The organism is Kaistella chaponensis, from assembly GCF_900156725.1.
GTDB classification, from domain to species: domain Bacteria; phylum Bacteroidota; class Bacteroidia; order Flavobacteriales; family Weeksellaceae; genus Kaistella; species Kaistella chaponensis.
On record NZ_FTOI01000004.1, the window covers coordinates 47,639 to 71,062 of the forward strand.

General features: G+C 34.3%; 24 protein-coding genes. 9 read left to right on the forward strand and 15 right to left on the reverse strand.

Features of this window, described 5'->3' with window-relative positions:
* Nucleotides 1–42 precede the first annotated feature (42 nt).
* Entirely contained in the window at nt 43–669 is a 627-nt protein-coding gene (locus BW932_RS05265; protein WP_076386107.1) for a TetR/AcrR family transcriptional regulator, read from the reverse strand.
* A 91-nt stretch (nt 670–760) separates the two neighbouring features.
* Between BW932_RS05265 and BW932_RS05270 the strand changes: the two genes are divergently transcribed.
* From BW932_RS05270 to BW932_RS05285, 4 genes are all read left to right on the forward strand, one after another.
* Complete coding sequence (locus BW932_RS05270) at nt 761–1,390, forward strand: TatD family hydrolase (protein ID WP_076386108.1); 630 nt, start codon at nt 761–763, stop codon at nt 1,388–1,390.
* 1 nt (nt 1,391) lies between these two features.
* Nucleotides 1,392–2,120, forward strand: a complete 729-nt coding sequence (locus BW932_RS05275) for a tRNA threonylcarbamoyladenosine dehydratase (protein ID WP_076386110.1) — start codon at nt 1,392–1,394, stop codon at nt 2,118–2,120.
* Nucleotides 2,113–2,493, forward strand: coding sequence for a ribonuclease P protein component (gene rnpA / locus BW932_RS05280; protein ID WP_076386112.1), 381 nt, complete (start codon nt 2,113–2,115; stop codon nt 2,491–2,493). The genes BW932_RS05275 and rnpA overlap by 8 nt, the downstream gene beginning before the upstream one ends.
* Before the next feature lie 63 nt (nt 2,494–2,556).
* The gene (locus tag BW932_RS05285; RefSeq protein WP_076386114.1) at nt 2,557–3,204 is read left to right on the forward strand and encodes a DUF4126 domain-containing protein; all 648 of its coding nucleotides are present in this window, start codon (nt 2,557–2,559) and stop codon (nt 3,202–3,204) included.
* Nucleotides 3,205–3,221: 17 nt separating this feature from the next.
* On the opposite strand, the gene BW932_RS05290 is transcribed toward BW932_RS05285, so the two are convergent.
* From BW932_RS05290 to BW932_RS05355, 14 genes are all read right to left on the reverse strand, one after another.
* The gene (locus tag BW932_RS05290) at nt 3,222–4,850 is read right to left on the reverse strand and encodes a hypothetical protein (protein WP_076386116.1); all 1,629 of its coding nucleotides are present in this window, start codon (nt 4,848–4,850) and stop codon (nt 3,222–3,224) included.
* Nucleotide 4,851: 1 nt separating this feature from the next.
* The gene (locus BW932_RS05295; RefSeq protein WP_084566451.1) at nt 4,852–5,406 is read right to left on the reverse strand and encodes an LptE family protein; all 555 of its coding nucleotides are present in this window, start codon (nt 5,404–5,406) and stop codon (nt 4,852–4,854) included.
* Entirely contained in the window at nt 5,407–6,681 is a 1,275-nt protein-coding gene (locus BW932_RS05300; protein ID WP_076386118.1) for a sigma-54 interaction domain-containing protein, read from the reverse strand.
* Between the two features lie 246 nt (nt 6,682–6,927).
* Nucleotides 6,928–7,725, reverse strand: a complete 798-nt coding sequence (locus BW932_RS05305) for a tetratricopeptide repeat protein (protein WP_076386120.1) — start codon at nt 7,723–7,725, stop codon at nt 6,928–6,930.
* Nucleotides 7,697–8,200: a hypothetical protein gene (locus BW932_RS05310; protein ID WP_076386122.1), complete on the reverse strand. Its 504-nt coding sequence runs from the start codon at nt 8,198–8,200 to the stop codon at nt 7,697–7,699. The genes BW932_RS05305 and BW932_RS05310 overlap by 29 nt, the downstream gene beginning before the upstream one ends.
* Before the next feature lie 9 nt (nt 8,201–8,209).
* Nucleotides 8,210–9,328: a PDDEXK nuclease domain-containing protein gene (locus BW932_RS05315; protein WP_076386124.1), complete on the reverse strand. Its 1,119-nt coding sequence runs from the start codon at nt 9,326–9,328 to the stop codon at nt 8,210–8,212.
* A gap of 1 nt (nt 9,329) precedes the next feature.
* Nucleotides 9,330–10,586 (reverse strand): S41 family peptidase, encoded by a 1,257-nt coding sequence (locus tag BW932_RS05320; protein WP_143745507.1) that lies wholly within the window; start codon nt 10,584–10,586, stop codon nt 9,330–9,332.
* A gap of 69 nt (nt 10,587–10,655) precedes the next feature.
* A complete protein-coding gene (gene miaB, locus BW932_RS05325; protein ID WP_076386128.1) occupies nt 10,656–12,089 on the reverse strand; it encodes a tRNA (N6-isopentenyl adenosine(37)-C2)-methylthiotransferase MiaB in 1,434 nt (477 codons plus the stop codon).
* A 123-nt stretch (nt 12,090–12,212) separates the two neighbouring features.
* Nucleotides 12,213–12,698 (reverse strand): energy transducer TonB, encoded by a 486-nt coding sequence (locus tag BW932_RS05330; RefSeq protein WP_159436420.1) that lies wholly within the window; start codon nt 12,696–12,698, stop codon nt 12,213–12,215.
* Nucleotides 12,699–12,970: 272 nt separating this feature from the next.
* Entirely contained in the window at nt 12,971–13,699 is a 729-nt protein-coding gene (locus BW932_RS05335; RefSeq protein ID WP_076386132.1) for an energy transducer TonB, read from the reverse strand.
* 80 nt (nt 13,700–13,779) lie between these two features.
* Nucleotides 13,780–14,262 carry a hypothetical protein gene (locus tag BW932_RS05340; RefSeq protein ID WP_076386134.1) on the reverse strand — a complete coding sequence of 161 codons (483 nt, stop codon included), beginning with the start codon at nt 14,260–14,262 and terminating at the stop codon, nt 13,780–13,782.
* Nucleotides 14,263–14,409: 147 nt separating this feature from the next.
* On the reverse strand, nt 14,410–15,609 hold the full coding sequence (lysA, locus tag BW932_RS05345; RefSeq protein WP_076386552.1) for a diaminopimelate decarboxylase: 1,200 nt from the start codon (nt 15,607–15,609) through the stop codon (nt 14,410–14,412).
* Nucleotides 15,610–15,826: 217 nt separating this feature from the next.
* The gene (locus BW932_RS05350) at nt 15,827–17,053 is read right to left on the reverse strand and encodes a 3'-5' exonuclease (protein ID WP_076386136.1); all 1,227 of its coding nucleotides are present in this window, start codon (nt 17,051–17,053) and stop codon (nt 15,827–15,829) included.
* A 52-nt stretch (nt 17,054–17,105) separates the two neighbouring features.
* Nucleotides 17,106–18,629: a helicase HerA-like domain-containing protein gene (locus tag BW932_RS05355; protein WP_076386138.1), complete on the reverse strand. Its 1,524-nt coding sequence runs from the start codon at nt 18,627–18,629 to the stop codon at nt 17,106–17,108.
* 80 nt (nt 18,630–18,709) lie between these two features.
* Here BW932_RS05355 and BW932_RS05360 point away from each other — a divergent pair, with 80 nt between their 5' ends.
* The 5 genes from BW932_RS05360 to BW932_RS05380 all read left to right on the forward strand — a co-directional run bounded on the left by BW932_RS05360 (nt 18,710) and on the right by BW932_RS05380 (nt 23,349).
* Entirely contained in the window at nt 18,710–19,126 is a 417-nt protein-coding gene (locus BW932_RS05360) for a hypothetical protein (RefSeq protein WP_076386140.1), read from the forward strand.
* A 113-nt stretch (nt 19,127–19,239) separates the two neighbouring features.
* The gene (locus BW932_RS05365) at nt 19,240–20,106 is read left to right on the forward strand and encodes a hypothetical protein (RefSeq protein ID WP_076386142.1); all 867 of its coding nucleotides are present in this window, start codon (nt 19,240–19,242) and stop codon (nt 20,104–20,106) included.
* A 132-nt stretch (nt 20,107–20,238) separates the two neighbouring features.
* The gene (locus BW932_RS05370) at nt 20,239–22,230 is read left to right on the forward strand and encodes a TonB-dependent receptor plug domain-containing protein (protein ID WP_076386554.1); all 1,992 of its coding nucleotides are present in this window, start codon (nt 20,239–20,241) and stop codon (nt 22,228–22,230) included.
* 94 nt (nt 22,231–22,324) lie between these two features.
* Entirely contained in the window at nt 22,325–22,768 is a 444-nt protein-coding gene (locus BW932_RS05375) for a hypothetical protein (RefSeq protein ID WP_076386144.1), read from the forward strand.
* A 215-nt stretch (nt 22,769–22,983) separates the two neighbouring features.
* Nucleotides 22,984–23,349, forward strand: a complete 366-nt coding sequence (locus tag BW932_RS05380) for a hypothetical protein (RefSeq protein WP_076386146.1) — start codon at nt 22,984–22,986, stop codon at nt 23,347–23,349.
* The last annotated feature ends 75 nt before the right edge of the window (nt 23,350–23,424 follow it).

The following is a 23,424-nucleotide window of genomic DNA, read 5'->3' on the forward strand; positions in this document are numbered from 1 at the left end:
TTTTAACGGTAAATATTGATGATTTCAAAAAAAGCAGCTTTTTTAGTAGGCTTGATAACCAATTACGGAAAAAACGGTGATCAAAAGATTTGCTTGGATTTTTTTTTCTGCTTCCAGCAAATAATTTTCTTCCTTACCCGAAACGTATAATTCGTAAAAATTTTTGTTTCGGATGACAAAAAGGGAAGATCCTACGATCAAGGTCAGTACATCTTCTGGTTTTGGAGCATTGGTGAAAACTCCAGTGGCAACTCCTTTTTTAATAACATCATCTATTTTATTGGTGAAAGTCGTATAGAATTCTAGTAAATCGTCTTTTAAATGTTCGGTATGGCGAAGTTCCTGTGTTACGAAACCGTGAAAATAATTGTATTTAAATAACTGATTCACTACATATTTTACCAATTCCTTCATCTGCATTTCTGGTTTTCCTTCTTTGATGATTTCGGCGAATTCCGCAAAACTTTCTCTCGTTTTCTGAACGCGGTATCGGTAGAGATACGACATCATTTTTTCCTTGGAGCCAAAGTAGTAGGAAATCATGGCCACATTAATTTTGGCCTCGGTAGAAATGTCACGGATTGATGTTCCTTCAAATCCTTTTTTTGCAATTAATTTCTCAGCCACATCCAAAATATGAATCTGTTTTTCTGAAAATTTCTTCTTCATCGTGTTTTATTTCGAGTAAAGTTAACAAAATTTTTAACAAAATTTAAGTTCCTATTTTATCAAATGGTTACATTTTTCGGTATTTTTGAGAATGAATTTTTTTGATTTTCACCACCACAATTTCGAGAAGGAATGTGGTATTTTTAATTTAAAATTTAATGATGAATTGCCAGAAAGTATTTTTTCAGCAGGAATTCATCCTCATTCAATTTCTCTTGCTGTGGAAGATGAATTTCTTTGGTTAAAGGAAATTTCTAAGCTAAGTAATTGTGTTGCAATTGGAGAATGCGGATTGGATGGTTTGGTTGATGTTGAAGAAAAACTCCAGGAAGAAGTTTTTGAAAGGCAGGTTTACCTTGCGAACGAAATAAAAAAACCTTTAATTATTCATTGCGTACGAAGGTTTTCACGCTTAATTCATTTTCGAAAATTGTCTAAAGTTCCGATGATTGTGCACGGTTTTAATAAAAGAAAAACCATTGGTGATGATTTACTAAAAAACGATTTCTATTTAAGTTTTGGAAAATCAGTTTTGTATAATGTAAATTTGCAGGAATTTTTAAAAGAATTTCCACTGGATCGATTGTTTTTGGAGACTGATTCCGCCGACTTTCAAATTGTTGAATTGTACCAAAAAGTGGCTTCACTAAAAAACATTGAACCGGAGGAATTGCTGAAAATAGTAAAACAGAATCTTCAAAATATACAAATTTCAATATAAAATGCAGAAAAATTGGCTTGAAAGAACAGAGCTTCTCATTAAGGAAAACGGCATTGAAAAACTTCAGAATGCGAATCTGCTCATTGTTGGTTTGGGTGGTGTTGGATCTTTCGCAGCAGAATTTTTGGCAAGATCTGGGGTTGGTAAAATGACGATTGTTGATGGCGATACTGTAGATATTACCAATATTAATCGACAACTTCCTGCGCTTCATTCCACGATCGGAAAGTCGAAAGTAGAAGTTGTGGCAGATCGACTTTTAGATATCAATCCTAAATTAGAATTAGTTAAAATCAACGAATTTCTTAGCCCAGAAAAGATGGAAGAAGTTATTGATTCTCAAGAATTTAATTATATTTTAGACTGTATCGACAGTGTGACGCCAAAGGTAACATTGTTGCTAATGGCAAAGAGAAGAAAAATAAAAATTGTAAGCTGCATGGGTGCAGGCGGAAAAATAAATCCGGCAAAAGTGATGGTGCGCGATATCAGTAAAACCTACAATTGTTTCCTCGCAAAACAAGTTCGAAAACGACTTAAAAAAGAGAAAATTGACAAAGGAATTCGTTGTGTTTTTTCGAACGAAATTCAAAAAGAAGAAAGTTTAGAAATGACTGATGGAGCAAATTATAAGAGATCTTATTACGGGACGATAAGTTATATTCCTGCTATTTTTGGGCTGTACGCGGCTGCAGAAGTTATTAATTTTTTAATCGAAAAAGATGAGTGATTTCAAACTTCCGAAAGAGGAGAAATTGAAACATAAAAAAGAAATCGGTTTGCTTTTTGAAAAAGGCAAATGGAAAACTTGTGACAATTTGAGGATTATCACTCTTAATTTAGATAAAAAACCTCATGATGACTTCTCTTTTTTGCAACAGAAAGTGGGGGTTTCGGTTTCTAAAAGACATTTTAAAAAAGCAGTTCACCGCAATAGAATTAAAAGACTCTTGCGGGAATGTTATCGGCTCAATAAGGATCTTTTTGTAGAAAAATTTGGAGCCAATTCTTTGTCGATGCTTTTCTGGGTTTCTACAGAAAAACCCGCCCATTTTAGTGTCGTGGAGAAAAATTTTTTAAAGCTTTGTGAATCAATAAAATAAAATGGCAAAATCCTATTCCGTTTTTGTAAATTTGGAATTCAAAGAACTTAAAACTTATCTCAAATGTTAGACAATATTCCTTTTTTGCCTTACTTGATCAGTGCGTTTATCGGTATAGGATTGGCTGCTGCAACAGGTTTTAGAATTTTTTTACCCATGTTTGCCGTAAGTTTGGCATCTTACATGGGATGGATTCCACAAAATGAAAATTTTCAATGGCTGTCTGGTTTACCAACACTTATTGCAACTGGAATCGCCATGATTGTTGAAATTTTGGCTTACTACATTCCTTTTGTTGATCATCTTTTAGATACCATTTCGATTCCTTTGGCAACCGTTGCAGGTTCGGTGATGTTTGCGAGTCAATTTACAGAACTTGGTACTTTTCCTCAGTGGGCTTTAGCATTAATTGCAGGAGGAGGAACTGCTGCTGCGATCAGTTCGGGGTTTGCCGGAACCCGCGCTGCTTCTACAGCTACTACAGGTGGATTTGGAAATTCAGTCGTCGCAACTACTGAAACCGCAGGAGCTGGCTTGATGTCATTCTTAGCACTTGCCACTCCCGTAATTGCCTTTGTTGTCGCGGTTCTTTTACTTATCGCCGTATTTGTTTTTGGACGAAAACTTTTGCGAAAATTCCGGAATTTTAATACTGATAAAAATACAAAAACGATTTCGGTGGAAGCTATTGACCGAAAACATTTAGAGTAAATAGAATCCGAGCAGGTTTATGGGTTTTTTCGCAGTTCCTTTATTTCGTTGATTTTATCTTTGAATATTTCTTCTTTATGCGGATGTTTTTCTGCTAACGTTTCATAAGCTTTAATAGCCTTCGCGTAGAGTTTCTGTTCTACATAAAGATTGGCTAAAGTTTCTGTCATCAAGTGTGAAATATTTGATCCTTTTTCTTTCACTACAAAATCAGATTCATCTTTGAGTTTAGAAATTTTCGGCTCTTTCTCGATGAATTTTTCAATAACCGTGTTTTTAATTTCTTCTTTGGAAATAATAGGATTTTCCTCTGTTATTTCTTCTTTTCGCTCAATTTTTAACCAAGTTTGCCAAGTATTGATGAAGGTAGGGATATTGCTGTCTTGGATTATTGGTTCTGTTTTTTGAATTTCTTCTCCCTCATTTTCCAGTTTTACAGGCGCGATTGATGAAACTTTTTGAGTTAAAAATGAAACATTTAACACCGGTCTTTCTTCAGATTCCTCCTCTTCAACTTTTAATTCAGGTTGTATTTTTTCTTCAGTACTGTTTTTTACAATTGCACTTTTTTCTTCGGCTTTTCCCTGATTTTTTTGATTCAGTAATGAATCTGGAGTATTTCCCGAAAACTGCATGGGTTTCCAAACAAGTTCTTCTTTTTCAATAGCAACTTCACTAGTTTTTTCTTCCATTAATGCTTTCTCGTCTGATTTTACTTCCTCTTGTATCTCAAGATCTGATGAAGTTTCTACTGCTTTTACCGGAGTCATTTCTTTAGGTGTAGAATCAGCGTCTAGTTTTTGGTTTTCAGAAAAATTGAGGTCATGGTTGTGAATTGGTTCTGTTTCAGATACTTTTTCTTTTTTTGAAGCTTTCACTTTTGCTTCAACGTCTGCAATTAGACGCTGCATTTCTAATTCCTGTTTACTCCATTGCGGTTCTGGCGCGGTGTATTTTTCTTCAAAATTTGTTGTCTTAATTTGAACATCAGGTAGAAATTCTTCCGAACCATGAAAACTTATTGTAGATAAATCTTCTATTACAGGTTCCTCCACGGAAATCACAGGTTCATTGACTACGGTTTCAGGTGCGAAATTTTCTGCATCTTCTGTTTCTGTTAATGCAGGTTCTTCGATCTGATCAGGAATTTTTTCTTTCTTTATACTGAGATTTTCAGTGACTATTTTTCCTGATTCTATGGTAGATTGAATGTCTATCGTATCATTTTCTCTTTCCAGAAAATCTTCCTCTCCTTCAAATAAGATTCGGTTGAGATTGCCTTCAACAAAAACAGGTTTTGCAGTGGGTTTTTCAACAATGGTTACCTCATTATAAGGTTTTGGTACCGACAACTCTTCTTGGAACTCAGGTTCGGCTGGTTCCTTTTCAACTTCCTCTATGAGCGGATTGAGCGGTGTTTTTTTATTGATAAATTGATAAAGAATCTTTTTATCAGTGGTATATGCGGCAGTTACAGAAAGTTCTTTCTGGTAATTTTCGCTCTCAAATTTGTGGGTTCCCAACAAGTGTATTGCTCGAATATTCTGTAAATAAGGATGTTTCTTTAACTCACCGTTGAGCAAATCTAAATCTTGATTTTGAATGATTTCGGGGTTGTTGATTAATTCTAAAATTCTTGCGTTCATTTTACCAGTTAGCTACAATATCATTAAAAATTTTATTGATGATTCTCTCGTTCACCACTTTCACCTGTGTTGTTTCGATGGTGTTAATGTCTAGATCGCTGCTAAAAACGGCTTCGTCCGAGTACGTTTTGTCGAAGCTTTTATCAGGCTCTATTTTGTTTTCGTAATGCACTTTTACAGTGATGGTTAATTTATTTTGTGCCGCCTGAATATTTCCGCCGGGAGCATTTACTGCGGTGGAAATGGTAGTTGGTGTGATGGTATAATCGGTAATTTCACCTTCGATTAAAATATCTGGTTTTTCTGTAGAGCCTTTCAAAGTGGTTCTTTGCAGAAATCTATTTTGAATATCCGTAGAAAATTGTTGCGCAAGACTAGGGTTCATCAGCGCAGAATTATTGGGAAAATCTTTAATCTGGATAGTTTTCGTTTCTGGACTCAAAGAAGATCCTGTAAAACTGTAACAATTTGTTAGAAAAAAGAAGCAAGAAAAAAGTGAAAAGATTTTTAATCTGTTCAAATTTTGAATGATGAATTTTGAATATTGAAGTTTCATTTATTCTTCTAAATTATATTGTTTTATTTTTCTGTAGAGCGTTCTTTGAGATATTCCCAGTTCATCGGCGGCTTTGTTTCTTCTGCCTTTGTGTTTTTCTAAGGCTTTTACAATCAATTCTCTTTCGTTATTTTGAAGGGAAAGAGAGTCGGGTTTTGTCTCTTCAATTTCAATATCTTCTACTTCGTCGTAATTATCACTGGTTTCTGTAATAATTGTGGGGTTTTGATATTGGTTTTGGTTTTCAAAATAGAGCATCGAACCAGGATTCGGCGCTTGATTTTCTGGGGTGAATACGCGGTTAATGAGATTTTTTTCCTGATGGCTAAAATCACTGTTTTCCCGATTTTTTATCAATTCCGAAGTTAAGGATTTTAAATCATTAAGGTCATTTCTCATGTCGAAAAGAATCTTGTACATGATTTCTCTTTCAGAATTAAAGTCAGACGAAGACATTCCGCCTCCTTTCTGAATCACTGCAGGGAGTTGAGTCTGCATCGGAATGTATTCCCCTAATTTCACAGAGTTTACGGTTCTATCTTGTTCCACAACGGTCATTTGTTCTACCAAATTTCGAAGCTGGCGCACATTTCCCGGGAAAGGGTAATTTTCTAAATAATTAATGGCATCATTGGTCAAAACCATTTCTGGCATTCTGTATTTTTCGGCAAAATCGATCGCAAATTTTCTAAAAAGCAAGTGAATATCGCCTTTTCTTTCGCGCAAAGCGGGCATGTCGATTTGTACCGTATTTAGTCTGTAATATAAATCTTCGCGAAATCTTCCGTCATTGATTGCATTCAACATATTTACGTTGGTTGCTGCTACAATTCTCACATTTGTTTTTTGAATTTGCGAGGAGCCGACTTTCATAAACTCGCCGCTTTCTAAAACTCGTAGTAAACGAACCTGAGTTTGCAAAGGCAATTCGCCCACTTCATCAAGAAAAATGGTACCACCATCGGCCACTTCAAAATATCCTTTTCTCGTGGAGGTTGCGCCGGTAAAAGCGCCTTTTTCGTGGCCGAAAAGTTCTGAATCAATGGTTCCTTCCGGTATTGCGCCACAGTTCACTACAATATACGGTTGATGTTTTCTGCGGGATTCACCGTGGATTATTTTAGGAATAAATTCTTTTCCCACACCACTTTCGCCCATTACCAAAACCGAAATATCGGTTGGCGCGACCTGAATTGCTTTTTGCAATGCACGATTGAGCACCGGATAATTTCCGATAATTCCGAAGCGTGTTTTTATGGATTGTAAGTCTGTCATAATTTGGTTTAAAGTTTCAGGTTTAAAAGTTATTAATTCTGAAAAATTGTGTTATTAAAATTGAAAAAGTTTTAGTTCAAAATCTTTTTTAACCGCAAAGGAATCAAAAGTTTTAATTGCATCATAAGTTAAATCAAAAGAATGCAAAATAAATTGTTTACGTTTTGCAACTTTTTGATATTCTTTTTCAAATCATTTCTTTTGTCGCTTTTGAGGTAAAAAATATTTTTTTGATGCACTAAAAGTTTACAGTTCTGCGATTTGTGTTCTGTACACTTTGTTAAAATGATGCGTGTAAGCATCTTTCATATACTTTCCTTCATCATAAGTATTTAAAGCCAAATTCTTTAAATCCAAATAATCCTTATTTCTAATTTTTGCAACTTTACTTTTAAAATAAATATTTTCTGCAAAGTCATAAATTTTGCTTTGTTTCTCGAAGTTTTCTAAGGCTTTGTCGTATTGAGTTAATTCAAAATAAGTAACTCCAAGTTGGTAATAATCGTAAAGTCCAAAATTGTAATTTTTAGTCTTAAAAAGATTTTCCAAAATCTTAATGGCTTTTTCTTTTTGGTTCAAAGCACTATAACAAATCGCTTTTGCGACATATAAATTATAGTTTCCGTTTTTAGAATAGCCCAAATTTTCAGGTCTGTATTTTTCTAATTGATCAAAATCTTCAATTGCACCTTCATAATCTCTCAGAAACTGAAGTTTGCACCAACCTCTATATCCGAGCTGATTTGCGGGATCTAGTTCTACTGCTTTGTCGATGAGCTTTTTCCAAGTTACAAAGTCGCCTCTTTTTAAATAAGGAACAGATTTTTCCATGTAGGCATCAGAAAAACTAGGACATAAGACGATCGCTTTGTCAAGATTTTCTTGAGATTGTTGCGATCCTTGAGAACCAGAATCGTGATTAAAAATTTCACATGCTTTTTTGCAGTTTTCGCCTTCAATTGAATTACAATTTACTTGTGCCTGCAAATTGGTATAAATAACCAGAATAAAGATGCTAAGGAAGTATTTCGGAAATTTTTCCATCTTTTATTTTAAAGGTTAAATATTGATAATAATTTATTTTTATTCCTAAATATTCTTTCGGAATCCATTCATTTAAACTTTTGGTGAATTCTAGAAGCTGATTAGTAAATGTTTTGTCAAACACTGTTGCTTTATAATTTTCATTCATTTGCTGAATTCTGTACATTCCTGGTTTTCCTTCGCAATTCACTATAAAACGAATGGTAATGTATCCATTTGGATTTTTGTCACTTTTTAAATTTAGTCTTTCTAATTTTTTTTCTATTTCTAATTTTTCTCCTTTATACTGAAATCCATCGAAATTATAATATTGAAATGAAAAAGGATTTACAAAACATTTTTTAAAATTAGCATCATCTACTTTTTCATCAAACTGAATGTCTCCAACATGAGCAGGATATTTACTGATGGTTTTTTCGCTTTGGCAAGAGAAAAATAGAGGTAAAATAAATAATAAATATAAAAATTTTGTCATCCTGTTTTTTTAATGCTCTTCTAAAATTTTAATAAAATCTTCTTTGCTTGGCAAAATCGTTAAATATTTGCTTGCAAAAATCTGTTCGTTATCTTCTGGTAACGTGTATTTTACCAAAGATTCGCTTTCGTCTTGGGAAAGAATGATTCCGATGGTTTTATTTTCGTCTTCCAAACGAACTTCTCGGTCATAATAATTCACATACATTTGCATTTGTCCAATATCTTGATGTTTTAATTCTCCGATTTTCAGATCAATTAAAACAAAACATTTCAGAATTCTGTTGTAAAAAACCAAATCTATTTTGAAGTGTTTTTCATCAAACGTAATTCGGTTTTGTCTTGCTACAAAGGTAAAACCCGTTCCTAATTCCAAAAGAAAATGCTCTAATTTATCAATTAAACCGCTTTCTAAATCGTTTTCAGAATAGTTTGATTTTTCGGGCAAACCGAGAAATTCTAAAATATAAGGATCTTTGATTAAATCTTTTGGTTTCTCCAAAATTTGTCCCTTTTCGGAAAGTTGAAGAATTTCTTCTTTATTTTTACTTAAAGACAGTCTTGAGTACAATGCAGAATCGTATTGGCGTTGTAATTCTCGTAAACTCCAATTGTTTTTGAAACTTTCAATTTCGTAGAACTTTCTTTCGTTTTGGTCTTTTATTCTCATTAATTTAAGATAATGCGACCAAGAGAGATTGAAATTAACAGGCGGTGTTTGTGAAATTTTAAAAAGATCAGATAGCGTCTGTTTTTTTTCAACGATTTGTTTTTCTGTATTTTGTAATTCCGTAGACACTGTTGACGAAATTTGGTTTTTAGAATTCGTCAACACTGTTGACGAATTCTGTTCAGAATAAGTTTTATAAAAAAACCTCATTCTATCTAAATTTTCAACAGAGAAGCCTCTTCCGAATCTTTCTGTTAGATGCAAAGACAAATCTTTTAATAGCTCTTTTCCGTATTCTGCTCTGTTTTCGCCATTTTGTTCGTCTTCTACAATCATTCTCCCGATTTCAAAATACGTAAGAACCATCGCTTGGTTTACAGCAACTGCAACTCTTTTTCTGGCATTTTCTAATAATGCAGAAATATTTTGAAATAATTCTAAAGATTGTAGATTATTCATTTTATGTTTTTTTGTAATTTTTCACAAATTCAAAAACGGGGTCAATGCCATTCATAAAATTTTCAAAAGATTCTTCTATCATAAAATCTGGTTTTATCGTAGAATCATCATTTTTATATTGATTAAAATATTTGGTTGAATATGAAATTTCTATTCCAGAATTTGGAAGCGTAAAACCTCTAACTTCTCCAAAATGATTGGGTTTTCCAGCAGTTTCTTCTCCCACAAAAATCGCATTAGAATTTTTAAAATCCATAGTATTAATAATTGCCGAAGAAAAAGTATTTCTACCAGTAATTACAAATAGTTTCCCCTTTTTATTAATTTCGGGAAGTTTTAAAATTTCATTAATAAGTTTTGTTCCTTGTGGTGAACTTCCTCCACCGTTTAATCTCATATCAAAAATAACTTTCTCGATTTTTAAATTTTTCAAATCTTCTAAAATCTTATCTTGAAATTCTAAAAAGGAAGGTAGCTTTTCTGCTTCTGGTTTTCCTGTAAAAATGCTTGGAGACTCTTTACTTACACATTTATTATAAAGTATGTAGTATGTTTTATCTTTTAAAAAATAATTTCCTGTGAAGTATTTATTTTCGTTTTTCCATAGAAATGAAATGTTTTTTGGTTTTACAGAAATTTGACTTGTTTTGAGAAAATTCTCAGGAATGAGTTCTTTTTCTTTAATGTTGTGATTGTCTGAACATTGAAGGGTATATTTTTGATTTTTTTCGAATCCAAAAAACTTTAAAAGTTGAGTTTGAACAATAAGATTTGGAATTGTCTTTTTTACAATTGCTTGATTTTCTCGGACGAAAATTGTAGAAAGGCTATCAGAAAATTGTTTCAGAGAATAATTATTAATAGAAATAATTTTTTTACCTAATAAATCTTCATACTCTTTTGTGGTTTTAATGACATACAATCCATCAGCAAACCAATAAGTTTTAATAGGAAGTTTTGTATTACTAATCATCAATTTTCCATAATCTGCATTAGTATGAGAATCTCCTTGTTTTGCAATAATTTGCTGTAATTTTAATGCGATTTCTAGATCAGAAAATTTGCCCGATTGCGAAATAAGATTATCTAAATCTCTATCAAATAACACTTTATCTCTTTTAAAGAAAAGATTGTAATGTTTTTTTGATAAATTTTCTCTCAAAAAATTAATGTCTTCTTTCCATTTTTCAGGATTCATTTGCCCGAAAAAAAATGAAATTGAAAAGAATAAAAATATGAAAAGGATTATTCGTTTCATAAAAATTATATTAAAATTTTTTAAACTTTGACAAAGATATTTTTCCTTCGTAAAAACTTTGTTAAAGTACTAAACCGTTTCCCCCAAAAGCGTTCCCTGCGTATTTCCGTGAACAAAAACAGACACAATGTCGCCTAATTTCTGTCCTTCTAATTTATCGAAAACGCAAACTGCATTTTGGGAATTTCTTCCTTTCCACTGGTTTTCGTTTTTGCGCGAGGTTCCTTCAATTAAAACTTCGTGGGTTCTTCCCACATAACCTTGCATTCTTTTTCGGGAAAGTTCGCCTTGTAATGCGATTACTTCCGCTAATCTTCTTTGTTTAACTTCGGCGGAAATATCATCTTCCATTTTTTTGTGAGCCGGCGTTCCTGGTCGCTCAGAATAAGAAAACATGTAGCCATAGTCGTATTCGACTTCCCGCATTAAACTCATCGTTTGCTGATGATCTTCTTCGGTTTCTGTGCAAAATCCGATAATCATATCTTGTGAAAATGAGATTTCTGGAACGATTTCTTTTCCTTTTTTGATGAGGTCTAAATATTCCTGTCGGTTATGCTGTCGGTTCATTAACTGAAGAATCCGGTCGCTTCCACTTTGCACAGGAAGATGTACATATTTGCAAATATTATCGTGTTTTGCAATCATCCGGAAAACCTCTTCAGTCATTTCGTGCGGATTATTTGTAGAAAAACGAATGCGCATTTTTGGAATCGCAACTGCTACCATATCAAGTAATTGAGCAAAATTGACTGCGGTGAGTTTTTGCATTTCAGATGCTTTTGCAAAATCTTTTTTCGGTCCACCTCCATACCAAAGGTAGGAATCTACGTTTTGTCCCAAAAGTGTAATTTCTTTGTAACCATTATTCCAAAGATCTTTACATTCCTCGATGATTGAGTGTGGATCTCGACTTCTTTCACGACCTCTTGTAAACGGAACTACGCAAAAAGTACACATATTATCGCAACCACGAGTGATGGTAACGAAAGCTGTAACGCCGTTTCCGCCGAGACGAACCGGATTAATGTCTGCGTACGTTTCTTCTTTGGAAAGAATAACGTTGATCGCATCTCTACCGTCATCGGTTTCTTTTAATAGATTCGGTAAATCTCTGTAAGCATCGGGACCAACGACCAAATCTACGAGTTGTTCTTCCTCTAAAAATTTGGTTTTCAAACGTTCCGCCATACAACCTAAAACACCAACGGTTAAGTTGGGTTTGTCTTTCTTTAAATTTTTGAACTGAGAAAGACGCATTCTTACGGTTTGTTCTGCTTTTTCGCGGATCGAGCAGGTGTTGAGAAGAATCAAATCCGCTTCTTCTACAATTTGAGTCGTGTTATAGCCTTGCTCATTCAGAATGGAAGCCACGATCTCAGAATCTGAAAAGTTCATTTGACAACCGTAGCTTTCTAAAAAGAGTTTTTTAGAATTAGTCGGTTTTTCTGCGATGGCGAAAGCTTCGCCTTGTTTCGTTTCGTCGATATATTTTTCTTGCACTGTTAGAAATTTTAAATTTTAGATTTTGAATTTTAAATATTTCAAATTCTAAAAAGTTTTGCATGCAAAGATAAGAATTTTTGTGACAGAATGGCAGGAAATTAAATTTAAGATGTCTGTAAATTATATTTTTATAGAGAAAGGAAGAATAAAAGTTGATTTGATTGGGACATCATGAATTTTTGCTGGCGTCCATTTACGGTTTTTTAAAGTTCGTTTTATAGCTCTCAAGATCATTTCATCAAATTCTTTTAAACCAGAACTTTCTATCATTTCAAGTTCGTCTAGTTCTCCCTGTTCGTTAATAGCAAATTTTGTTTTAATTTTTAAATTTCCTTTTCCTTTAAAAGTAAAATCATCCATATCAACTTTTTTTACCACCTCACTACGAAATTCTTGAACATCAAAGTCCGATTTTGTCATTACATTATTAATAGTATATCCATTTTTATAATTTTCAAAAAGATCATCCATATAAATTAAGATTCTTGCAATTGTAGCAGTTTCTTTTCCATCAATTTTTGCAGGAATCCATTTATCCATGTGTTTCATAACCTCTTTTGAAAGTTCAAAAGAACATTTGTTTTCTTGGGAAGTTTTGTTCTCCAAAATTTCAGCTGTATTATCTGTTTTTATTAAGACAGATGCAGTGAAAAATTCTTTTTTATTTTCGCAAGGCTTTAGCTTGTTTTCATTAAGAATTTGATGAAAATCTTTATAAAATTCTGGAAACGAACCAAGATAACAATGTTGGTCTTTCGGAAAAAAAGGATACTGATTTTGTGCATTGCAGAACGCCGAAATAAAACAAAAGAATAAAAAGTGGATTTTCATAAAAAGAGCGATTTTAAATCTCGATACTTGAGACAAAGAAATAATGATTAATCAGCAGGATCGGTGATTGCCGTCAGTTGATATTTGAACCGAAAATCAATTGGTTGTCCGTTTACTGTTGCGGGTTTCCAAGTTTTTCTCATGTCTTTGAAGGCGTAAAATATCATTCTGTCAAATTCTTCCAAGCCAGTTTTCTTGGTGAGAATAATGTCTTTCATTTTGCCTTCTTTGGTGATGATAAACTCAGCTTCCACGGTGAAAAGATCATTCCAGCCGAATCTTCTTACATCAACATTTACCAAGAGCTGTTTTCTAAAATAGTCCAGGTGATTTTTTTCGAAACCTCCGTACCTTGGATAGGTCATTGTAGGTGAATACGTAATTTTATCGTTCTGAAACAAATCATCGGGAAAAATCATAAAAGTGGCAACAGCGGGTTGTTTAATTCCGTCAACAGTTGCAGGGTTCCATTTTGATTGGTATTTTGCTGCGGTTCGCGCGAGTTCTGCAGCGCATTTGTTTTTGGAAAAATAATCCAGATTGCTGTCTTTAATAAAACTTATCGTTGAGTCGGTTTTGACGAGAACAGAAAACTGATAAAATTCCGATTTATTGGTACAAGGCTTCAAATTTTCTTCCACAATAATATCATGGAGGTCTTTATAATACGCTTCATAACCACCAATATAAGGCGATTGATTGTTAGGATACTGCGAAAGGATTTGTGCAGAAATCATTAACGGAAAAAGAAAAAGCAAAAAATATATTTTTGTCATGATCGAGGTCTTGATATTTCTAATTTTTTTTAAATATAAAAAAAACTTTGTAAATGCTACAAAGTTTTTAGGTGATGATTTTAAATATCAAAATTATCCGTTCGGAAGTTTATTTTCTGTCGAATTTTTGACTCGATAGGCGTTCCGTTGCAGGTTGCAGGAGTGAATTTGAGGTTCATTTTTCGCAATGCCGTTTCTACATCGCGTTTCAATAAATAGCTGTTTTGTACTTCTGGGTTGAGCATAAAACTTTGCATATTCCCAGATTTATTAAGGAAAATGATGAGTTCGAAAGTACCGTTCACCGAATAGAAACTACTTTCAATATCGCTTTTCATGTAGAAGAAAAGCTTTTGCTTGAAAGCATTTTCGCCTCCCGGAAATTGTGCATACACTGCATTGTCACATTGTAAACGGTAGAATTCCATAGGATAGTTTAAATCATATGAAACCGATTGTTTTCCGAATTCCTTTACGTTTTCCGAAATGTCGTTATCTTCAATTACATATTGTGCGTTGCTAAAACTGAAAGCAAAAATTAAAAAGAAAACAATATTTTTCATTGTCAATAATTTTAAATAAAGTTACCGATTTTTTAAAGGCAATAAGGAAGTTTTTTTCTGTTTTAAATCATGCTCAGAATGGCCAGAACAAGATTCACGTTTAGTAAAATCGCAATTCTATTGGTTGGTTATTTTCTGATGCAGATATTACAAAACCTCAATTTGGTTTCTTAGTAAATCTTCAAATTCATCTCGTTTACGAATCAAATGCGCTTTTCCGTCGAGAAATAGAACTTCTGCCGGTTTTAATCTCGAATTGAAGTTGGAACTCATTTCAAAACCATACGCTCCTGCGTTTCTGAAGACCAAAATATCGCCTTCGTGAACCTCATTTAATTTTCTGTCCCACGCAAAAGTGTCGGTTTCGCAAATATTTCCGACCACGGTGTAAATTCTTTCTTTGCCTTTTGGATTAGAAAGATTTTCGATAATATGATAGGAATCATAGAACATGGGACGGATCAAATGGTTGAAACCAGAATTGATTCCTGCGAAAACGGTGGCTGTAGTTTGTTTGATGACATTGGTTTTCACTAAAAAATGACCACTTCCGCTTACCAAAAATTTACCAGGTTCAAACCAAAGTTCGAATTTTTTCCCCGAAGTTTTCGAGAAATCTGAGACGGCTTTCTCCACTTTTTTACCCAAGACTTTTACATCTGTTTCGATATCGCCTTCCTGATAAGGAACTTTGAAACCGCTTCCCATATCGAGATATTTCAAGTTGGGAAATTTTTCTGCCAATTCAAACATAATTTCTAAGCCTTGAAGAAAAACATCGGGATCTTTAATTTCACTTCCGGTATGCATGTGAAGTCCTTCAACATTGATGTTTGTAGTATTCATCACGCGTTCGATATGACGAAGTTGGTGGATTGAAATTCCAAATTTAGAATCAATATGACCAGTAGATATTTTATAATTTCCGCCCGCAAAAATATGCGGATTAATTCTCACAAAAATCGGGTAGGAATTTCCGAACTTATTTCCAAACTGCTCCAGAATCGAGATATTATCGATGTTGATGTGAACTTTCAAAGACATCGCTTCTTCTATTTCAGCTAAATCAACACAATTTGGTGTGAAAAGTATTCTTTTTGCCTCAAAACCGGCTCTGATTCCTAATTTTACTTCATTTATGGAAACACAATCTAAACTTCCACCCAATTTATTGATGAACTTTAAAATATTAATATTAGAAAGTGCTTTGCAGGCGTAAAAAAAACGGGTGCTTTTGTGAAAAGAAGAAGTCAGTTTTTCGTACTGTGTTTTAATGGATTCTGCATCATACACATAAGTCGGAGTGCCAAATTGTTCGGCAATTTTCAGTAAATCTTTATCGGTCATTTTATTATTCATTTAAAAATTAAAAAAAGCAAGCCCGAAATGAGCTTGCTTGAATATTAGTATCAAAAATTACAGCTCTTTAATCCACAGAAATTTCCTTAGAGAAAAACTTTTTTCCCTTAGCAACGATTTTTTTAATGGATTTAGCGGTAATCATTTTTGTATTTTTTTCTAAATTTTTGTCAAAAGTAATTTTTTTTATTTAATTCTACGCCAATTATTTTTCAGGAAGCGGAATTATTTCGAAATCGCTTCTTAATAATGCGAGTTGTAAATCGTTCTGCAAGTCCTGTGGGAAGGACTTTAGATCGATCTGTAATTTTGAAAGTTTTTCCCAGGAATTAAGTTGCGAGTAAAGTTCATAAAATCCAAAAGCGGTTAATTTTCCTTTTTGAAAGATTAAAAATGATTTCTCGCCAAGTGTTCTTCCAGCAGAAAGCCAAAGTTCATTTCTGTCGTTTAAATGAATGACTTTTTTTAATTCTTCAACATCTTTAAACTGCGATTGGGTTTCTATAAAGCTTACTGCTTTTAATCCTTGTGTAAAAGACTTAAACCGAAGCAATGGTTTCTCTTCTTTTAAATTGCTGATTCTCTCGGCATAATATTTTTCGTTTTTATAATACAATCCGAACTGAAAATTATCGCGTTTTTGCAATCCTTTTGTCGTAATGATGAGTTTTGCCAGAATATCACTTCCTGTTAAATCGTAGTGAATATGCTCTACTTCATCTTGTATTTGTTTATGACGCTTTGATTTTGAGTTAAAAAGGGTTTTGGCAAATTTGCTTAAATCATCAACAAAATCAAAGAAAATAATTTTTCCTTCTGCGTTTTGAAAATAGATAATTCCCCGTTCAAAAGGCAAATCCTGCGTCAAGTATTTTATTTTGTTCAGGTACGTTTTTGCGTTGATTTCTTCGTGATGTTGTTGGATGATTTCGGAGTCTTTGTCCTTGAACATCAATAGTTTAAAAAGTTCTAAAGTTGCTCGTGCGTCTCCAGAAGCGCGGTGCTGATCGATCAAAGGAATTCCCAAAGATTTCACGAGTTTTCCTAAGGAGTAACTTTCTGCTTCGGGAATGAGTTTTTTTGCTAATGGAATGGTGTCGATTGTATTAATTTTGAATTCGTACCCCAATCTTTTAAATTCCTGGCGAAGCATTCTGTAATCAAATTCTATATTGTGACCGACCAAAGTGGTGTTTTGGGTTATCTCGACAATTCTTTTTGCAATTTCATGAAAACGGGGTGCAGATTTCACCATTTTTTGCGAAATGTTGGTTAGTCGCTGAACAAAGGGAGTGATCTCACTTTCTGGGTTCACCAAAGTAATAAACTGATCTACGATTTCATGACCATCATACTTGTATATTGCAATTTCAATGATGTTTTCTTTCCTGAAACCGGCTCCGTTGCTTTCGATATCTATTACTGAATACATTTTTTCTTTTTCTATCTAACCATCTTCATGGGCACAAATGATATTTATACCTTTATTTTCTTCTGCCCAAACCAAACATTCCCAATACAAATTTGGCGCCTTCTCTTGCCAATGTGGTAGTAAAAGTTCGTCCTGCTCTCGATTTCATTACGTTTTCGAAAATGCCGGGTTCTTCTTTTACAGGTTTTGGTTTTGCTGCGGGTTCCGCATTTTGAACTGCTTGTTCCATTCTGTTGGTCAACATTTCATACGCTGAATCTTTGTTCATCGGCTGTTCGTATTTCTCAACCATTGCAGAACTGCTCGTTAAATCTTCAACTTCAGCGTCACTTAAAACATCCATTCTTGATTCTGGGGAAATTAAATAGGTGTGAACCAAAGGTGTTGGAATTCCTTTTTCATCCAAAGCTGTGAAAAAAGCTTCCCCAATCCCTAGATTTTGAATAAGCTCATTGGCTTTGTAATATTCGGTGGTTGGATAATTTTCTACGGCTTTCGAAATTTCTTTTCGGTCTTTTGCGGTAAATCCGCGCAACGCATGCTGAATTTTTAAACCCAACTGTGATAAGACATTTTCGGGTACATCACCAGGAATTTGTGTGATAAAATATATTCCTACTCCTTTTGAGCGAATTAGTTTTACCATGGTTTCAATTTGGTTTAATAAAGTTTTGCTTGCTTCATTAAAGATCAAATGCGCTTCATCAATAAATAGAACCAATTTGGGTTTACCAGCATCTCCTTCTTCCGGAAAAGTCATATAAATCTCTGCAAATAGCGAAAGCATAAAGGTGGAAAACAATTGCGGTTTACTTTGAATGTTGGCAACTCTTAGAATATTTACTACGCCTTTTCCGTCTCTTTGTTTCAATAAATCGGTAACATCGAAACTAGGTTCCCCAAATAATTGTGCAGCTCCTTCTTGTTCAAGAGCAACAATCGAGCGGAGAATTGCTCCGAGAGAAGCAGGTGCGATTGAACCGTAATTGTTGGCCAAATCTGCCTTTCCTTGTGCATTATCGGTGACATACTGCAAAACTTTCTTCAAGTCATCCAAATCGATGAGCGGTAAACCTTTGTCATCACAATATTTAAAAACGATTGAAATAATACTTTGCTGCGTATCATTTAAATCTAAAATTTTCGACAGTAAAATAGGACCAAATTCTGTAACGGTTGCTCTCAATTTCACCCCTTTTTCTCCGGAAATCGACATCAATTCTACAGGAAAAGCCTGTGGTTCGTAGGGTAGTTTTGTTTTGGTATATCTTTCGGAAATGATCGCATTTTCTGCACCTGGTTTCGCAATCCCAGAAAAATCTCCCTTGATATCGAGAACCAAAGAAGGAATTCCTTTGTGCGACAATTGCTCTGCGAAAACCTGCAGCGTTTTAGTTTTTCCTGTTCCGGTTGCTCCGGCTATTAATCCGTGTCGGTTAATGGTTTTCAGGGGAATGGTAACATCAACTTCTGTAACCACTTCGCCGTCAAGCATTGCTTTTCCTATGGTGATGAAGTCGCCTTTTGGGGTGTATTTTGTAGAAAGCTCCTGAATAAATTTCGTTTTATCTGCCATGGTGTAAATCGTTTAAGGCGTTAAAGATAAATAATATTGCAGGATTATTAATTTTATGACCAAAATAATTTTAAAATTTAATGACGAAAGTCATTTTCAATTCAGATAAATTAGTCTTAATTTTGAAAAATCAAATGAAGGCCATTTTATCTATCATATTGTCCACGATTATTTTTACAGCAAGTTTCCAAAACTCGTTGTTTATGATTGATTATCAGATCAACCGCAAGTTTTATGAAATCCATTGTATCAACAAGTCGAAACCCGAAATGGATTGCCATGGAAAATGCCAAATGAAAAAGGAAAGCGAAAAAACTTCTAATCCTTTTAGTTTAGTAAAGTATTCTTTTGAATTTAATATTCTTCCTTCTGAGCCTGCAGCGTTTTCCCTGAAACCGCATGGTTCTTTAGATTTTGATTCTTCCGCTTATTCGTATTACGCTCAGAATATTTCTGAGGTTTTCTTGGATATTGTTCCGAATCCGCCCCAAATTTAACTTGATTCTTCAGTGCAATTTCTTCTTTTTCTTCTTGAAATTGAAGCGATACCTTCATCTTTTATCCAAAGATTGAGGATTAATTTTCAAGTTAACATTTAAAATAAAAAACAATGAAATTTTCATTCAAAATTCTATTTGCCTTTTTGGCAATGGCTTTCGCAATCGTATCATGTAGAACTTCAGAGGGCGATGAACCAATATCACCCACTAATCCGAATACTGAAATTGAAGGGTTGACTAAAATTAAAGAAATCAGTAACGATACCCACATTATTGAATTGTATTCGAAATCGGGATCAACCAATTTGGGATACAATGATCTTAAATTGAGATTGAAAAATAAATCGACCAATCAATATGAAAAAAATGCGACCATCGCTTGGACTCCGTTGATGCACATGACAATGATGACGCATTCTTGCCCGAAATCTGCGGTTGAGAAAGTAACATCAGATGGCTCTTTGTATTCTGGATATATCGTTTTCCAAATGCCTGGAAACGACACCGAATATTGGGATCTGAAAATAGATTATACCATCGGCGGAACCTCTTACACTGCAACTACTTTAATTAATGTTCCTGTTGAAAATAAAAAAACAGTCAATTCATTTTTGGGAAGCGATAATGTAAGATATGTGGTTGCGTACATCGAGCCGAAATCTCCGAAAGTTGCCATTAATGAGATGACTTTAGGGGTTTGGAAAATGCAGGATATGATGACATTTCCGGTTGTTGATGGTTACACCGTAAAAGTGGATCCAAGAATGCCGGGAATGGGCAATCACAGTTCACCCAATAATGTTCATGCAACACAAGCTGCGACGGGCAAACTATACAATGGGAAACTTTCTTTAACCATGACTGGTTATTGGAAAATAAATCTTCAGCTGGCGAAAGCAGACGGAACTGTTTTAGGCGGCCAAGAAGTTACGGCAACCAATCTCGCAAGCAGTTTATTTTTCGAAATCGATTTCTAAATTTCGGTCCAATTCCTATTCAAAGCTCATTGAACGTTTATCCTTGATTGAGCTTTGATTTTCTCTCTTTTCAGTTGCAATTAATCTTTTATTGGAAGGTTAATGCAACCTCAACACCCAAAATTCTTTACAATGAAACGAATGATCTTCATGAGTTTTCTTATCCTTCTGTTTTTTAATTTGAATGCGCAGGAAAGATTAAAAGATTCGATCACCGCTCAACATATTCAAGAAGTTATTGTCATCGGAACTACGAAAATTTCGAGCAAAGAAAATAAACCTTTAGGATCCATCGATGAATATTTGCAGAAATCATCGAAAGTCGATATGATCAAAAGAGGTGCATACGCTTGGGAACCTCTCATCAACAGTATGCCGACAGAAAGAACTTTGGTCACCATCGACGGAATGCGAATTTTCGGAGCCTGTACCGACAAAATGGATCCTGTGACTTCTTATATCGAAGTTTCGAATCTCAAAGAAGCAACGATTGTTTCTGGTCAGGAAGGTTCCTGCCACGGAAATACCATTGGTGGAGCTCTGGATTTGAAGAGAAACAAAATGATGTTCGGTCACACGAAATGGAATTTTAATGTCAACAGCGGTTTTGAAACGGTAAACAATCAAAAAATTTTTGGTGCCGGAACAAACTTTAAATCAGAAAAATTCTACACCGATTTTAATTTTATGATGCGTGATGCCGACAATTATAAAGCAGGAAAAAATGTCGAAATCCCTTTTTCTCAATTTAAAAAAATTAATGTTTCGGGAATTTCTGGGGTGAAGTTGGGCGAAAATAAACTTTTAGAAGCCGCAGTGATTTACGATAAAGCTACCGATGTAGGTTATCCTGCATTACCAATGGATGTATCGATTGCAGAGGCATTGATCACCTCCTTGAAATTTCAAATTTTGTCCAAAAGCGATTTCTTTAAAAGCTGGGAAACCAAAGTTTATTTCAACACCATTATGCACCGAATGGATGATACAAAAAGACCCAATGTTCCTATTCATATGGATATGCCGGGTTGGAGCAAAACTTTCGGATATTATTCTCACCTAAAAGCTGATTACAATCAACATCATTTTTTGCTTAATGTAAATGGTTTTTACAATAAATCTTCTGCAGAAATGACCATGTATCCTACCGATCGAAGTGAAAAATTAATGTTTATGCTCACTTGGCCCGATGTGAGAACGCTCAATCAGGGAGTTTACGTGGAAGATCAAATTAATTTTAATCAACATTCCAGTTTAAAATTATCTGTTTCAGCAGCGATACATCAAAATAAAATCGAAAGTGAGTTTGGTCTAAACAGTCTGCAGATTTTTTATCCAGAAATGAAGCCAGAAAAATCCAGGGTTCTAAAAAGTTTTGCAGTGAATTATGAGTTTAATTCAAATGTATTTCAGGCAGGTTTCGGTTTAGGATATGGTGATCGAGCGCCATCTGTTTCTGAAGGTTACGGGTTTTATCTGTTTAATAGTTTCGAGAAATATGATTATATCGGAAATCCATATTTAAAAAATGAATCTTCTGTGGAAGCAAACGCTTTTTTGGGAATGAAACTAGAAAAGTTCAACGCGAAGGTTTCTTCCTCTTATTTTTACCTCTCCAATTATATTGTGGGGGAAATTTTAGAGAATCTTGTTCCAATGACCATCGGTGCAAATGGAGTGAAAAATTATACCGCGCTAGATAATGCGACCATTTTCAACGTGAGTTTATCAACCGAATTGCAAATTGCTGAACTTTTGAAATGGTCTGCACAATTTGTTTACACCCGTGGAAAAGACAATCAGAATCAGAATCTTCCTTTTATGAGTCCTTTCAGTTATCAATCTTCATTAAAATTTGAAAAAAATAAATTTTCCAGTGAATTGGCGGTACATGGGAACGCCAAATATCAAGATTTTGCCGAAAAGTACGGCGAATCTGCAACTCCAGATTACCTTGAAATAAATGCGAGTTTAGGATATCTTTTCAAAATGAATAACAGTAAAATCCTCGCAAAAATAGGGGTAGAAAATATATTCGACCGGTTTTATACCACTTTTTCTGACTGGAATAAAATTCCAAGACCCGGTAGAAATTTCTTCTTGAATTTAAGTTTTAATTGGTGATATCTTGGGATGTTTTTATGCTAAATATTGGGTTTTAAAAAATAGAAATCCAGTAAGTTTTCAGTAAATTTGTTAGCAACCAAACGAAAGTACAATGAACAGGAAAGATCTTATCGGCAGAATTATAAGAGAACAGATGAAAGTTATCGAAAGTTTGCAGCAGTCTGTAGAGCACTATAAAGCAGCGTCAGAGATTGATGAAGAAAGCACCCACGATCCGGAGGATTTCTCCAATCAGTCTGTCGCAAAAGATATGCAGCTTCTGTTCGAAAAAATGATGGCTGAAGCGCAACAGATCCTTCGATTTTTAGAAAAGGAAAGAGAGGTTGTGCACACAGAAATCGAGAAGGGATGTTTAATAGAAACCGATAAAAATTTTCTTTTTATTGGTCTTTCTGTGCCCGTTATTCAAGTGGATGATAAAGAACTTATTTCCTTTTCAGAACAGGCGCCGGTTTTCCTCGAAATCAAAGGTAAAAATCTCGGCGATTCTCTAACAGTAGGAAATGATACTTTGAAAATTCTGACTTTCAGTTAATCTTAAATAAGACTTCGTGATTCGTTGTCACATTCTCTTTGATACTCGGTTTAAAGGATTAATTTTGTCAGGATATTACAATGCTTTTCTGCGGTCGTTATCGGCTTCGTATGGTGCTGTATTGGTAGTTTAGGAGGTATTTAAAGCAAATCTTTTTATGAATTTCTTTGTTTTTAATGCATGTAACGAAATATTTTTAAAACAACTTTTTTATTATGAAAAACTTATATATCGCGATTATCGCATTACTTTTTTTGAGTTCTTGTTCCAAAAGCGAACAAAATTCTTCAAGTTCTGCGGGCAGCAAAACTCCATCCACAGAAATCAGCCAAGTTCAGGAACCTTTGAAAATGAAAAACAGCAAGGGTGAAGAAATAAGCGTTACCTACTTTGCGCAAGGCGATGCCGTAGCTGTAAAAATTCAGAAAGCGGGTAAAAATGAAGAAAAACTTTCTGCGAAAACCAGTAATCCAGCAGGAAATCCTATCTTTTCTAATGAGAATTATATGTGGGAAATGACACAGGAAGGAAAAGGAGGCAAGTTGACTGATAAAGCAGGAAACGCATCAGAATATAAATAGAAGCAGACAATTCATAAATGACTAATTTTGCAAGGACCAAATTGAAATGTAAAATTTGAAAACATTTATAAAAGA